The sequence below is a fragment of the Janthinobacterium sp. TB1-E2 genome (assembly GCF_036885605.1).
GTDB classification, from domain to species: domain Bacteria; phylum Pseudomonadota; class Gammaproteobacteria; order Burkholderiales; family Burkholderiaceae_D; genus Janthinobacterium; species Janthinobacterium aestuarii.
Genome location: NZ_CP142523.1, coordinates 4,027,492 through 4,041,015, shown reverse-complemented (window position 1 = coordinate 4,041,015; position 13,524 = coordinate 4,027,492). Strand labels below are relative to the sequence as shown.

Annotated in this window: 11 protein-coding genes; 8 read left to right on the top strand and 3 right to left on the bottom strand. The window is 62.3% G+C overall.

Annotation, left to right across the window (positions count from 1 at the left end):
• Nucleotides 1–72: 72 nt before the first annotated feature.
• The 6 genes from OPV09_RS18155 (at nt 73) to OPV09_RS18130 (ending at nt 6,126) form a co-directional block, all read left to right on the top strand.
• Nucleotides 73–1,350 (top strand): lipoprotein-releasing ABC transporter permease subunit, encoded by a 1,278-nt coding sequence (locus OPV09_RS18155; protein ID WP_034755457.1) that lies wholly within the window; start codon nt 73–75, stop codon nt 1,348–1,350.
• Between the two features lie 65 nt (nt 1,351–1,415).
• Nucleotides 1,416–2,681, top strand: a complete 1,266-nt coding sequence (locus tag OPV09_RS18150; RefSeq protein ID WP_046682975.1) for a lipoprotein-releasing ABC transporter permease subunit — start codon at nt 1,416–1,418, stop codon at nt 2,679–2,681.
• Between the two features lie 16 nt (nt 2,682–2,697).
• Nucleotides 2,698–3,423, top strand: a complete 726-nt coding sequence (lolD, locus tag OPV09_RS18145; protein ID WP_034788536.1) for a lipoprotein-releasing ABC transporter ATP-binding protein LolD — start codon at nt 2,698–2,700, stop codon at nt 3,421–3,423.
• 12 nt (nt 3,424–3,435) lie between these two features.
• Entirely contained in the window at nt 3,436–4,233 is a 798-nt protein-coding gene (locus OPV09_RS18140; RefSeq protein WP_219329967.1) for a TatD family hydrolase, read from the top strand.
• Between the two features lie 7 nt (nt 4,234–4,240).
• Complete coding sequence (locus OPV09_RS18135; RefSeq protein WP_219329898.1) at nt 4,241–5,473, top strand: PQQ-dependent sugar dehydrogenase; 1,233 nt, start codon at nt 4,241–4,243, stop codon at nt 5,471–5,473.
• Between the two features lie 179 nt (nt 5,474–5,652).
• Nucleotides 5,653–6,126, top strand: a complete 474-nt coding sequence (locus OPV09_RS18130) for a T6SS effector amidase Tae4 family protein (protein WP_219329897.1) — start codon at nt 5,653–5,655, stop codon at nt 6,124–6,126.
• Between the two features lie 3 nt (nt 6,127–6,129).
• On the opposite strand, the gene OPV09_RS18125 is transcribed toward OPV09_RS18130, so the two are convergent.
• The 3 genes from OPV09_RS18125 to OPV09_RS18115 form a co-directional block, all read right to left on the bottom strand.
• The gene (locus tag OPV09_RS18125) at nt 6,130–8,115 is read right to left on the bottom strand and encodes a helicase-related protein (protein WP_219329896.1); all 1,986 of its coding nucleotides are present in this window, start codon (nt 8,113–8,115) and stop codon (nt 6,130–6,132) included.
• 690 nt (nt 8,116–8,805) lie between these two features.
• The gene (locus OPV09_RS18120; protein WP_219329895.1) at nt 8,806–9,099 is read right to left on the bottom strand and encodes a hypothetical protein; all 294 of its coding nucleotides are present in this window, start codon (nt 9,097–9,099) and stop codon (nt 8,806–8,808) included.
• Between the two features lie 149 nt (nt 9,100–9,248).
• On the bottom strand, nt 9,249–10,082 hold the full coding sequence (locus OPV09_RS18115) for a class I SAM-dependent methyltransferase (RefSeq protein WP_219329894.1): 834 nt from the start codon (nt 10,080–10,082) through the stop codon (nt 9,249–9,251).
• A 203-nt stretch (nt 10,083–10,285) separates the two neighbouring features.
• Here OPV09_RS18115 and OPV09_RS18110 point away from each other — a divergent pair, with 203 nt between their 5' ends.
• Together OPV09_RS18110 and OPV09_RS18105 are read left to right on the top strand one after the other, a co-directional pair.
• Nucleotides 10,286–12,706, top strand: a complete 2,421-nt coding sequence (locus OPV09_RS18110) for a DNA internalization-related competence protein ComEC/Rec2 (protein WP_338679013.1) — start codon at nt 10,286–10,288, stop codon at nt 12,704–12,706.
• Between the two features lie 29 nt (nt 12,707–12,735).
• Nucleotides 12,736–13,515, top strand: coding sequence for a hypothetical protein (locus OPV09_RS18105; protein ID WP_338679012.1), 780 nt, complete (start codon nt 12,736–12,738; stop codon nt 13,513–13,515).
• Nucleotides 13,516–13,524: the final 9 nt, after the last annotated feature.

The window sequence follows — 13,524 nt, the reverse complement described above, 5'->3', positions numbered from 1 at the left end:
CAGACTTGATGCATGAAATGCCCATTATGTGGCACACTGCGCGCTCGCATATCATCGTTGTCGCGGGAGCGCATGAGCATCATCAAACAATTTCCCTTCGAGTGGCAGGTCGGCGTGCGCTATACGCGCGCCGGGAAACGCAGTGGCCGCAACAGCTTCATTTCCTTCATCTCCCTCATTTCCGTGGCCGGCATCGGCCTGGGCGTGGCCGCCCTGATCGTCGTGCTGTCCGTCATGAACGGGTTCCAGAAGGAGGTCACGGACCGCCTGATGTCGGTGCTGGCCCACGTCGAGGTGTTCGATACCAGCGGCTCCATGCCGAACTGGCAGGCGCAGGAGCGCGCCGCCTACGCCAACCCGCAAGTCAAGGCCGTGTCGCCGTTCGTGGAAACCCAGGGCATGCTGCTCAACGACGAAACCATGCGCCCGTCCGTCGTGCGCGGGGTGCTGCCGCAGCAGGAAGCCACCGTCTCGAGCGTGGCGAGCCAGATGAAGCAGGGCAGTTTCAACGATCTGACGCCAGGTTCGTACAACATCGTGCTGGGCATCGACCTGGCCAAGGCGCTCGATGTGAAAGTGGGGCAGAACGTCACCCTGATGCTGGAACGCGAGCCGAGGGCGGGCGATCCGGCCAATGGCATCGTCATGCCGCGCATGCGCGCGCTCAAGGTCGCCGGCATCTTCGAGGCGGGCCACAATGAACTCGATGGCAGCCTGGCCTTCGTCAACATGCAGGATGCGGAGCAGCTGCTGCAGCTCGACGGCCCGTCCGGCCTGCGTTTGCGCCTGCATGACATGAACAAGGCGCCGCAGGTGGCGCGTGAACTCAAAGCGTCGATGCCCGGCCAGCTGTGGATGCGCGACTGGTCGCGCGCCAGTGCCAGCTGGTATGCGCTGGTGCAAAGCCAGAAGAACATGATGTTCATCATCCTCAGCATGATCATCGCCGTGGCCGCGTTCAACCTCGTCTCGACCCTGGTGATGTCGGTCACTGACAAGCAGGCCGATATCGCGATTTTGCGCACCCTGGGCGCCTCGCCATTCTCCATCATGAAGATTTTCATGATCCAGGGCGCGCTGGTCGGCTTGCTGGGCAGTGCCCTGGGCGTGATCGGCGGCGTCGTGCTGGCGCTGAACGTGGGCGTCATCGTGCCTTTCATCGAAGGCATCTTCGGCCTGCACTTCATCTCGAAGGAAATCTACCAGATCAGCGCCGTGCCGTCGGACGTGCACTGGCTGGACGTGGCGCAGATCGGCCTGATCGCCTTTGGCCTGGCGCTGGTGGCGACCATCTACCCGAGCTGGCGCGCCGCGCGTGTCAAGCCGGCCGAGGCGCTGCGGTATGAGTAATTGGCTGATCAACAAACTGCCGGGGTCAGACCCGGCGGGTCAGACCCCTGAGAATTAACGAATCAATGAGCATGTTAAAAAATCTTCCCTTCGAATGGCTGGTCGGCCTGCGCTACACGCGGGCTGGCAAGCGCAGTGGCCGCAACAGTTTTATCTCCTTTATCTCGCTCATTTCCATGGCCGGCATCGGCCTGGGCGTGGCGGCGCTGATCGTCGTGCTGTCCGTGATGAACGGCTTCCAGAAGGAAGTGACGGACCGCATGCTGTCCGTGCTGGCCCACGTGGAAGTGTTCGACAACAGCGGCAGCATGCCGGACTGGCGCGCGGAAGCTGCGCAAGCGTTCAAGAATCCGGCCGTGAAGGGCGCCGCGCCGTTCGTGGAAACGCAGGGCATGCTGCTGCGCGACGATGCGCTGCGCCCCGCCATCGTGCGCGGCGTGCTGCCCGAGGAAGAACCGAACGTTTCCGACGTGGCTGGCCAGACGCGCATGGGCAGCTTCAAGGCGCTGCAGCCGGGCACCTTCAATATCGTGCTGGGCATCGAGCTGGCGCGCGCTTTGCGCGTCAACCTTGGCGAAAAAGTCACCTTGATGCTGGCTCAGGGCCAGGTCACGCCGGCCGGCGTGCTGCCGCGCATGCGCAGCTTTACCGTCAGCGGCATCTTCCAGGCGGGCCACAATGAATTCGATGCGGGCCTGGCCTTCATCAATATCGAAGACGGCCAGCGCTTGCTGCGCCTTGACGGCCCGTCGGGCCTGCGTCTGCGCCTGGCCGACATGAACCAGGCGCCGCAAGTGGCGGCGGAGCTGAAAAAAACCATGCCGGGCGACCTGTGGCTGCGCGACTGGTCCAAGCTGAACGCCAACTGGTTTGCCGCCGTGCAGACGGAAAAGCGCATGATGTTCATCATCCTGACCCTGATCATCGCGGTGGCCGCCTTCAACCTCGTCTCGACCCTGGTGATGACGGTGACGGACAAGCAGGCCGATATCGCGATTCTGCGCACCCTGGGCGCGTCGCCCCGTTCCATCATGAAGATCTTCATGATCCAGGGCGCGCTGGTGGGCATCCTGGGCACGATCCTGGGCGTGGGCGGCGGCGTGCTGGTGGCCATGAACATCGACGTCATCGTGCCCTTCATCGAGCATCTGCTGGGCGTGCAGTTCCTCTCGAAGGACATCTATTTCATCAGCACCGTGCCGTCCGACCTGCGCTGGCCCGACGTCACCAAGATCGGCGTGCTGGCCGTGATCCTCGCCTTTTTGGCGACCCTGTACCCAAGCTGGTGGGCTGCCCGCGTGAAACCTGCGGAAGCCCTGCGCTATGAATAAACCACTGACTACGACCATGACCGATCTGAACAAACCTGCCTCCAACGGCGCTTCCGCCGATTCCGCCGTCCTTTCCTGCCGCGGCCTGGGCAAGACTTTCACGCAGGGCAGCTATAAGGTGCAGGTGCTGGCCGGCATCGATATCGACGTTCACCGTGGCGAACGCGTCGCCATCGTCGGCGCCTCCGGTTCCGGCAAATCGACCCTGCTGCACTTGCTGGGCGGCCTCGATACGCCCACCAGCGGCAAGGTCACCTTGCTGGGCAAGGACTTCGCCAATCTGAGCGAAAAGGCGCGCGGCGACTTGCGCAACGCCTCGCTGGGTTTTGTGTACCAGTTCCACCACCTGCTGCCCGAGTTTTCCGCGCTCGACAACGTCGCCATGCCACTGATGATACGGCGCATGAAGCGCGCACCCGCCACCGAGCTGGCGCAGCAGATCCTCACGCGCGTCAACCTGGCCAAGCGGGTCACGCACACGCCCGGTGAATTGTCGGGCGGCGAGCGCCAGCGCGTGGCCCTGGCCCGCGCCCTCGTCACGCAGCCGGCCTGCGTGCTGGCCGATGAACCGACGGGCAATCTCGATCACGCCACGGCCGAACAGATTTTCGACCTGATGCTGGAACTGTCGCGTACCCTGGGCACGGCCTTCGTCATCGTCACGCACGATATCGAACTGGCCAAGCGCTGCGACCGCGTGCTGCGTCTGACGGACGAAGGGCTGCAACCGTACCAATACTAAGGAGCCGCCATGCTGTGGATCGACACGCACTGCCACCTCGACGCGCATGAATTCGGCAGCGAATCGCTGCAGGTGGCGGCGCGCGCCCAGCAGCAGGGCGTGGGCATGATCGTCATTCCCGCCGTCGAACGGGCCAATTTCGCCATCGTGCGCGACTTGGCGGTAGCGGCGCCCAACGCCTGCTATGCGCTTGGCATCCACCCGATCTACGTGCCGCACGCTACGGATGACGATTTGATCGCGCTGCGCGAGGCCGTGGCGCTGGCCATGAATGACCCGCGTTTTGTCGCCATCGGCGAAATCGGCCTCGATTTCTTCATTCCCATGCTGTGCGAACCGGCCATGCGCGCCAAGCAGGAACACTTCCTGCGCGAGCAGCTGAGAATCGCCCGCGACTTCGACCTGCCCGTGCTCACCCACGTGCGCCGCTCGCAGGATATCGTCCTCAAGCACGCGCGCCAGATCCGTCCGAACGGCGGCATCGCCCATGCGTTCAATGGTAGCTTCCAGCAGGCGCAGGGCTATATCGACCTCGGTTTCAAGCTGGGGTTTGGCGGCGCCATGACCTTTACCCGGGCGCTGCAGATACGCCGCATGGCCACGGAATTGCCACTGGACGCCATCGTGCTGGAGACGGACGCGCCCGATATTTCCCCGGCCTGGATACACCCTGGCCGCAACAGCCCCGAAGAATTGCCGCGCATCGGCGCCGTGCTGGCCGAGCTGCGCGGCCTGGCATTGGCCGACGTGGCCGTTGCCACCAGCGCCAATGCGCGCGCCGTCATGCCCCGACTACCTTTGATGGAATGAGACCACAATGAATAACAAGATCATCCTGGCCGCCTGCCTGTCCGGTGCGTTCGCTCCCGTTATGGCGGCGACCGGCGCCCAGTGCGATGGCTTGCCGCGCCTCGACGTGACCACGCCGGCCGGCTTTTGCGTGGCCGTGCTGGCCGACGGCCTGAAATTCCCCCGCGGCGTGCTGCCGCTGACGAATGGCGATATCCTCGTCACCGACATGACGGGATGGGCGCCGAAGCAGGGTAAATTGTGGCTGTTGCAGCCCAAGGCGGCCGGTGGCGGCTACGAGCGCAAGCTGCTGCTCGACAAGCTCGATCGCCCGAACGGCATCGTGCAGGGACCGGACGGCATGGTCTACGTGGGCGAAGTAGGGCGCATCTTCCGCTTCGACCTGCGCGACACCACCCGCAAGCTCACCGACGTGATCGGCGGCACGGCCAAGACGCCGCGCCTGCCGGGCCTCGGTTTGCACCTGCTGACGAATATGCGCTTCAGCCCCAAGGGCGACCTGTACGTGAACGTGGGCTCGAGCACCGACCATTGCGAGAACGACGGCAAGGCGCCCGATCCAACCAAAGCCTGTCCTTCGGCGGAGGGACTGGAAGCGCTGGGCGCCATCCGCGAATACACGATGGCCTGGCCGGCTGGCACGGTGACAAGCTGGCGCACGCATGCGCGCGGCTTGCGCAATTCGATGGCACTGGCTTTTCACCCTGCGACGGGCGAGCTGTGGCAGGCGGAAAACTCGCGCGACGCCATCCAGGCCGCCATGCCGCAGTTGAAAAGCGACGAGAACCTGCCGCACGAGGAACTCAACCTGATCAAGTCCGACCGGCACTACGGCTGGCCGTACTGCTATGACGACAATGTCGCCAGTCCCGAATATCCGAAGACGGCTTGCGACGCCCAATATGCGGCGCCCGAGCGCCTGCTGCCAGGCCACGCCGCGCCGCTGGGTATGACCTTTTACACGGCCAGCCGCTTCCCGGCGCTGTACAAGAATAGCCTGATCATCGGCTACCACGGCTACCGCAGCAATGGCCACCGCCTGGTGGCCCTGCTGCCCGACAAGGCCGGTGCGCCGCTGGGCAAGTCCGTCGAGTTGATCAGCAACTGGGAGCGCAAGGGCAAGCAGGGCAGGGGCGCGCCCGTCGACGTGAAGCTGGGGCAGGACGGCGATATTTATATGGCTGACGACCATAATGGGCTGGTGCTGAAATTGCATTATACGGCGCCGGGCAAACCATAACTTTCACCGGTCTCGTACGTGTAGGTCGGATTAGCGGGGCAAGGCCGCGCGTAATCCGACATCATTGTTGGCGTTACAGGTGTTGTCGGCTTACGCTTGACCTCGCTCAGTGCAGGGCGGCCGTATCGTCCTACAATCGGCCTGATGTTCCTGTCGACCAGGGACGACGGGAGGCTGGCGTGAAACCTGCATTCATCAATCTGCATGAAAATTACTCGAGCGTGGACGCCGTCGACCAGGCGGCCCTGTTCCGCGAAATCGGCTGGGAAGACTTGATCGGCAAGGACAGCTTTGCCAACACCTGCGCCATCCGCGTCAGCCTGGCCCTGATCAAGGCCGGCGTCCAGGTCAAGGGCCGCATGGCCATCCGCAAGGGACCGTTCAAGGGCGCGCTGATCGAGCCGGGGCAGGCCAAGCTGGCGCACATGCTGGCCAGCCCGTCGATGTTTGGCGCACCCGAAAAATTCGCTGCCGATGCGGCCATCGAAGGCATCGGCCAGCGCCAGGGCATCGTCGCCTTCTTCCGCATTCCCGGCTACCTGGGTGGTGCCGGTGGGCATATCGACATCCTGTTGCCCTCCATCGACGTGAAGATCTGCGGCACCGAATGCTACTGGGATTGTGGCGAGGTCTGGTTCTGGCCAATCCGTTGACGTTTACCTGAATTTCTTCGAGCGTCCGCGCGAGGCCGCATTGTGCGCGCGCAGGATGGAATCGACCCGCTCCGACGCATCGCGCGACAGGTTTTGCGCCACGTCGATATCGGGGAAGAATTCGGGCAGGCGGTAGCTGAGCCACGCATACGCCGAGTAGTAGCGGCAAGTGTCTTCCACCTGCTGCAGATTCTGCGTCCCTCCGCCGTACGCATGCTGGCGCAGGGTGCTGACTTTTCCCTGCGACAGATTCTTCGCCCAGTGTTCCCACGCCGTTTGCAAGGACGGCACCTTGCTCGATATCGGTACCAGCGACAAGGTAAACTTGTCGGCCACGGACAGGGGCAGGGTATCGAGCCAGACGGCGCGTTCCTTCTGGTCTTCCGTAATGCGGGGGAAGAAGAAGCCGTCCGGCACGTCGATATTGTGGATGAAGCGGCGCAGCAGTTTTGACAGCGACAGTTCGCCCGTCACCGATGAAATGCGGTGCAGATGCTCGAGCGACGGCGCCACGGCAAAGCCGCTCGTGTTCAGCGGGTGCAGTTTTTCCTTGAGCAGGGCGCGCATTACTTCATGCGTCTCGTTGTCGTAGCCGGCCACGAGTCCCTCTTCATGCACGCCATAGCGGCCCGCGCGCCCGGCGATCTGGCGCGCCAGCGCGGCCGAAATCTCTTCCTCTTCGCGGCCATTGTATTTGACGCAGGTGGTCATCACGATGCGCGCGATCGGCATGTTCAGTCCCATCGCCAGCGCATCCGTGCCGACAACGATATCGGCCGTGCCGTCGCGGAAGCGCTGCGCCTGCGCGCGCCGCACTTCGGGCGACAGGTTGCCGTAGACGGTGGCCACCGACAGCCCCGTTTCCGTGATCATGTCGCGCCACATCAGCACTTCGCGGCGCGAAAAGGCGATGACGGCGTCGCCGCGGCGCAGGTTGCGCACCTTGCGTACGGCCGTAGGCTCCATCGACAAGGGCGCCATGCGTTTTAATACGTGCACTTCCAGCGGGCATTCGAGGCGCTCGGCCAGCGCCTCGATCGCGCGCCGCGCTTCGGGGGCTCCTACCAGATACACGGTGTGGGCCGGCGCGCCGCACACGGCCGCCGTCCACGCGGCACCCCGATCAGGGTCGGCCAGCATCTGGATTTCATCGATGACGGCTACTTCGACGACGGTTTTCGTGTCCAGCATTTCCACCGTGCTGGCCACGTGCGTGGCGCCGTCGACGACCCGGCGTTCCTCGCCCGTGATCAGGCTCACTGCCAGCGGTTTGCCGTGCGGCGCGGCTTCCTGCAAGCGCTCGTAGTTTTCCAGGGCCAGCAATCGCAAGGGCGCCAGGTAGATGCCGCTCTTTGCCTTGACCAGCGCTTCCATGGCGCGGTGCGTCTTGCCGGAGTTCGTCGGACCCAGCAGCGCGATGAAGCGGCGCGGCAGGCGGCGCGCCATCTCGAACGAGGCCGGATACTCGGCCAGGTTGATGCTCTGGCGCGTGCGCGCCGCGTGCTGTTCTTCCTGCTGGCGCTCGATGGCGTGATTGAAGCGCTGGCGGATGCGGTCGAACACCATGCCCGCCGGCTCCGACGTCTGCATGTCGGCCAAGGTGTGCAGGAAAACCATCGGGTCCGTGTCCACGTCCTCGCTCAGGCCTGCGATATCGGCGACGAAGTCGATCACATGCTGGCGCAGCTCCTCGAACACGGCCGCGCCGGCCCGTTCGCGCACAAGGGCCAGCTTGGCCTCGCGGTCCATTTTGCGCCACTTGGCCGGTCGCGCCAGCACGCCCTGTGCCGGCACCAGCGCATACGGCACCACCAGATGGGCCGCCTTGACTACGCCGGAAAAGCGCACGAAGACGCGGCCTTCCATCTTGACGAGGCGGATATGCTCGGCCAGCTCCCCCAGTTCCGCGACGAGGGTAGCGTCGTTATTGTCGTCGCTGCTGTCGGAGATGTCGGTGGATGTATCGGGAGGAAGCGGGGAGGAAGTCATGTCGTGCCTGGGTGTTGAAGTAAGCGAGGCCGATTATACCGTGCGCCGGGCAAAGATTTTTTGCGGCGCACGGAGTGGCTGTGGCAGGAGCGCTGATTCTTAAAGTGCTGATTCCCCGGCCCGGATAAAAAACTGGCAGGCATTCAGCGCGGCGCTTCCATTGTGTCGAATTCAATTTGCTTGAACACGGAGTGCGATATCTGGTGCTTCGTGTTTTATCATTTTCTTTTCTCTGAATTTTATTCGTCCGGAATTTAGTGAATGTATTTTTATTAAGTTTGTTTTATTCTGTGAATTTTATTATTAAAATTTAACTGCCGATAATGACAAAGAGTAAGTTTCTATTGATATCCATGGTGATGATATTCGTATCACGTGCAGATTGTTTTCTTGCGTCTGCCAGGCAGTGAGTCGTTGTCGTCGCGCTCCCATGCGCCAGCAGCAGCCGGCATGACTGAGCGAACCTTCCCATTCTATCGATTTTATTGCGACCGTATTTTTCATTGCGCGAGAAATTATTCGATAGTACGAAATGAATTGAATTGTCTTGACAATTAATAATGGCGGGCTGATCATGACCTCAGATTTCGCGAGGAGAATTTTCGCATGTTTTCAACATATCGGAAATTGACGGCGATGCGCGGCATTATTATGGATGCTGGTCTGGCTATCGGCCGGGACGCGCCGCGTTTATATGAACGGCTTTGATTTGGCGGTGCTCCAGTATCCGCTGGCGGCCGCAGGACTTTTCACTTCGCGCTGACGCACGGCCAGCTTGCGATGACACCCGACATACTTGTGTATGTGGCCCTGCGCCAGTCGATGGCGCGCGCAGGGATTCATCAGCCATCCAACTTTGGAGAACACCATGAATAAAAAGCTCGCTGCATTTCTTTTTGCGTCCGGCCTTGGTTTGGCGGTGACCGCGACGCCAGCCTTTGCAAGCTGCGCTAGCGCCTGTGCTGCCGAATGGCGTGCTTGCATTGCTGGCGGTACCGCTCAAGCAGAGTGCAACGCCGAACGGTCCGCCTGCCAGCAAACCTGCAATGGACAGTAGCAGTGCTGCGCGCAGTGGCAGCCACTATCGCGGCCTGTTGCCGGTGATGCCGGCAGTCACTGGCGACGATGGCAGTTCAGGCCGCCCGAGCGCGTACGGCGCGTAGCCCCCAGCCGGTGGCGATCAATCCGTCACCGGTTTGCAGCGGCGCCACGGCATCCAGGAACGCGTTGCGCAGGCGTTGCCTGGCGCCGTCGTCCAGGCGGTCGATATCGTAGGTGTCCAGCAGGGCCGTCCACAGTTCGCTCGGCGTGGGCGTCCATGGTACGTCGATGTCGTCGAATTCGACGTCCGCAAACGCGCCATCGAGCAGCCCGCGCCAGCCCGCTTCGGACCCTGTGCGGCGGTCACCAAAGCGCAGCGGCGGCAGCTCGGTGCTGGCGATGGGCTTGAACACGCGCATGAAAACGTCGTTGACTTCGCCCAGCAGGAAAGTGCGGCCGACGATGGCCGCAAAGTGACCATCGGGACGCAGCACGCGGCGCATTTCGCGCACGACTCGTTCGATGTCGTCCATCAGCATCAGCGCCATGTGCGAGACGAGATAATCGACGCTGGCCGATGGCAGTTCCAGCGCCTGGCCGCGGCCATGCAGCAGCCGCACGGAGGCCGGCAGGGCGGCGCGCGCGGCAGCCAGTTCACCCTGGCTCATGTCGACGCCGAGCAGTTGCAGCCGGGGCTGCCGCCTGGCTGCCAGCAAACCCAGCAGATGGCCATCGCCGCAGGCCAGGTCGAGTACGGTCAAGGGCGTGTCCACGGCCGGTATCAGGCTGGTCAACACTTCGTAGGACGAAGCCCAACTCCCGACAGGCGAACTGGCCGGCAGATGGGCAAACGCGGCGCTGGTCGCGCCGACTTGTCTTTGGTGAAAGTCTTGCAAATAGGTTTCGGCCGCTGTCAGTGGGGTCATGCCAGGTCCGCTAAGTCGTGGCGCCCAGGCGCCGGATGGCCATCTTAGCATGGGGGAAGTTTCGCCTGCGGTGGTGCCGGATGGTGTGCTGAACTTCTATCCTTGGCATCATTGCGCCAGATCAGACGGCAAACAGTCGAAAGCGATCACAGTAGCTGAGCCCTTTTCGCAACGAGCTGATTCTGCCTTGATTCTGCCTCCCTATGCGCACCCTGATACTCGGCTTTGCCGCTGGCGCCGCCTGGTTGCAGACGCAGGCAAGCTTGCCTGCGCAGGCGGGCGCGCTGCTGTGGGTAATTGCTGGTGCAGGGTTGACGGCTAGTCTGGCGCTGCGTCGCTACGCGCGCTGGCGCTGCGTTGTTGCGCTCGCCGCTGGCGTAGGCCTCGGCTTTTACTGGGCCGCGTGGCTGGCCCAGGCGGCCATGGCGCCGCAACTGGCGCTGGCTGACGAAGGGCAGGACATTGTTGTTACGGGCACCATCGCCAGCTTGCCCTACCGCTTCGAGCAGGGCGTGCGCTTCAACTTTGCCGTAGAAAAGGCGGTTGGGGCGAAGGTGCCGCCCTTGATCGCCCTGTCCTGGTACGCGGGTTTTCGCGATGCAGTGACGAACGCCGTGGGCGACGTGCAGCCGGGCGAGCGCTGGCGCCTCACGGTGCGGCTGCAGCGTCCGCACGGCAATGCGAATCCCATGGGTTTCGATTACGAGGCGTGGCTGCTGGAGCAGGGCGTGCGCGCCACCGGTTATGTGCGGCCGCAGCCGCGCGCGGACATGCCGAACCTGCGCCTGGCTGCCTTCGTGCCCGGCTTCGGCAACGTGGTGGAGGCCAGCCGCGCAGCCCTGCGCGCGCGCATCGCCCGCAGCCTGGAAGGCAAGCAGTATGCGGGCGTGATCGTGGCGCTGGTGGTGGGCGATCAGCGCGCCATTCCCCAGTCCGACTGGCAAGTGTTCAACCGCACGGGCGTCAGCCATCTGATTTCGATTTCCGGCTTGCACATCACCATGATCGCAGGACTGTTCGCGTTGGGCGCAGGCGCATTGTGGCGCCGCTCATTCTTTACCGACTGGCAGCTGCCCTTGCGGTTGCCGGCGCAAAAAGTGGCGGCGCTGGCCGGTGCGCTGGCGGCCTTTCTTTATGTGCTGCTGGCCGGCTTTGGCGTGCCAGCGCAGCGCACCTTGTATATGTTGCTGGTGGTGGCGCTGGCCTTGTGGCTGGGGCGCATCACCAGCATCGTCCATATCCTGTGCCTGGCGCTGGGCGTCGTCGTGCTGCTCGATCCGTGGGCCGTGCTGTGGCCCGGTTTCTGGCTGTCGTTCGGTGCCGTCGCCACCATGCTGTACGCGACGGCGGGCCGTACCACGGCGCCCATGCCGCCGCAGGCTGGCCGCTGGCGTCGCCTGCGCGGGGCCGTGGCGCTGGGCGCGCGCACGCAATACGTGGTGACGGTGGGGCTGGTGCCGTTGACGATGCTGCTGTTCTCGCAAGTGTCCTTGGTCAGCCCCGTGGCCAATGCGCTGGCCATTCCCGTCATCAGCCTGGTCGTCACGCCTTTGTCGCTGGCGGGCAGCCTGCTGCCTGCGCCTTTGTCCGATGGACTGTTGCTGCTGGCGCACGCCATCGTGCAGATGCTGGCGCAGGTGCTGGAATGGCTGGGCGCGCGCCGCTTTGCCGTGTGGACGGCGCCCGCGCCGCCAACGTGGAGTTTTTGCTGGGCATTGTTTGGCACGGCATGGCTGCTGGCACCACGCGGATGGCCGCACCGCTGGGCCGGCATGCTGGGCTGGCTGCCGCTGCTGACGGCCTTGCCGTCCAGCCCGCCACCTGGCCAGATGTGGATCACGGCCTTTGACGTGGGACAAGGCATGGCTGTGCTGGTGGAAACGCATGGCCACCGTCTGCTGTACGACACGGGACCCGCCTACAGCCTCGATTCCGATGGCGCCAGCAGGGTCATCGTGCCGTATTTGCGCGCACGCGGCATCGCCGAACTTGACGGCGTCATCATTTCCCACAGCGACCTCGATCACGCGGGCGGCGCCATGTCCCTGCTCGAGAACGTGCAGGTGGGCTGGCTGGCCTCGTCGCTGTTCGATGGCCATCCGGCCGTCGAGTTCCAGCGGGAATCGCACCGGCCTTATCTGCACTGCACGGCGGGCCAGAGCTGGACCTGGGAAGGCGTGCACTTCGCCATGCTGCACCCATTGCCCGCCAGCCATACGGACATTGCCCTGAAGCCGAACGCCCGCAGCTGCACCGTGAAAATCACGGTAGGCAAGCACGCGATCCTGCTGGCCGGCGACATCGAAGCGGCGCAGGAGGCGCAATTGCTGGCCCGTTCTGCCGAGGGGGAACTGGCAGCCGACGTGTTGCTCGCACCCCATCATGGCAGCGGTACGTCATCGACGCCGGCATTTTTGAGTGCCGTCCATCCGGCCCTGGCGATTTTCCAGGTGGGACACAGGAATCGCTATAAACATCCGAAGCCGCAAGTGTATGCGCGCTATGGCGACATGGGCATTGCCCGGCTGCGCACGGATGTGACGGGGGCGGCGGTGCTGGAATTCGGGGGCAATATCGATGTGACGCAGTATCGGGCCAGCCGGCCGCGGTATTGGTATTATTAATGCTGTAAGGCAATTTTATGATGTGCCCCTTGGCCGATCACTTTTCCCATTTACTAACTCGTATATTTTTAAAAATGAATAATTATCGCTACCCCCATGAAATGAATGGGCCTGATGCTAAAGGAATTGCACTGTTTCATCGACCGCCAAGCTTTTCGGAATGGATTACTTTGTTGTCCAATAGCGAGAAGAAAAAAACGCCAACTTCATGGAAAATTTCCCTTTCGGTAATGGGATGCTGTTTTTTAGTAATTTTGGTATTACTTTTGGCGCATGAAATGAACTGGTGGAGCCGCGAGCTGCTAAGCAATGCTTCACTTATCTGTTTGCTTATCATGTGGATCACTTGGATAGTAGTAACGTTATGGGATGTTTGGAAGCTGATTCGAAGTTTAACGAGCCCTAGTAAATTTATGGCCCAGCAATTGGACCGGCAGTATTTTAGAGAGCGTGACCTCGTTGCTAGGTTTCGGGCCATTCCGAACGCAGTTTTAATCGGGCAATATAGACGATTGGATGCCTATCTAATTGTGTGGGAGAAGTGGCTCGATATAGCCCGTATCTTTGGTTTGCTGGGAACCGCATTGGTATTGATGTTAAAAGGTGATGCCTTAGGATTGCCTATGGCTGTGAGGCAGTATGCTGAAATTTATGTGTCAGCCACTGTAATAGGCGTACTGTCCGGTGCACTGATTGTTAGAACAGGTATCCGGGACCTTCAACAGATTCTTGCGGCCCTTAAGACCATATCCGCGCAAAAGGAGGGAAAGCGCTCGCGATCAGAGCGGAAGGCAACTTCTGAATCGTGACTTGGAAAT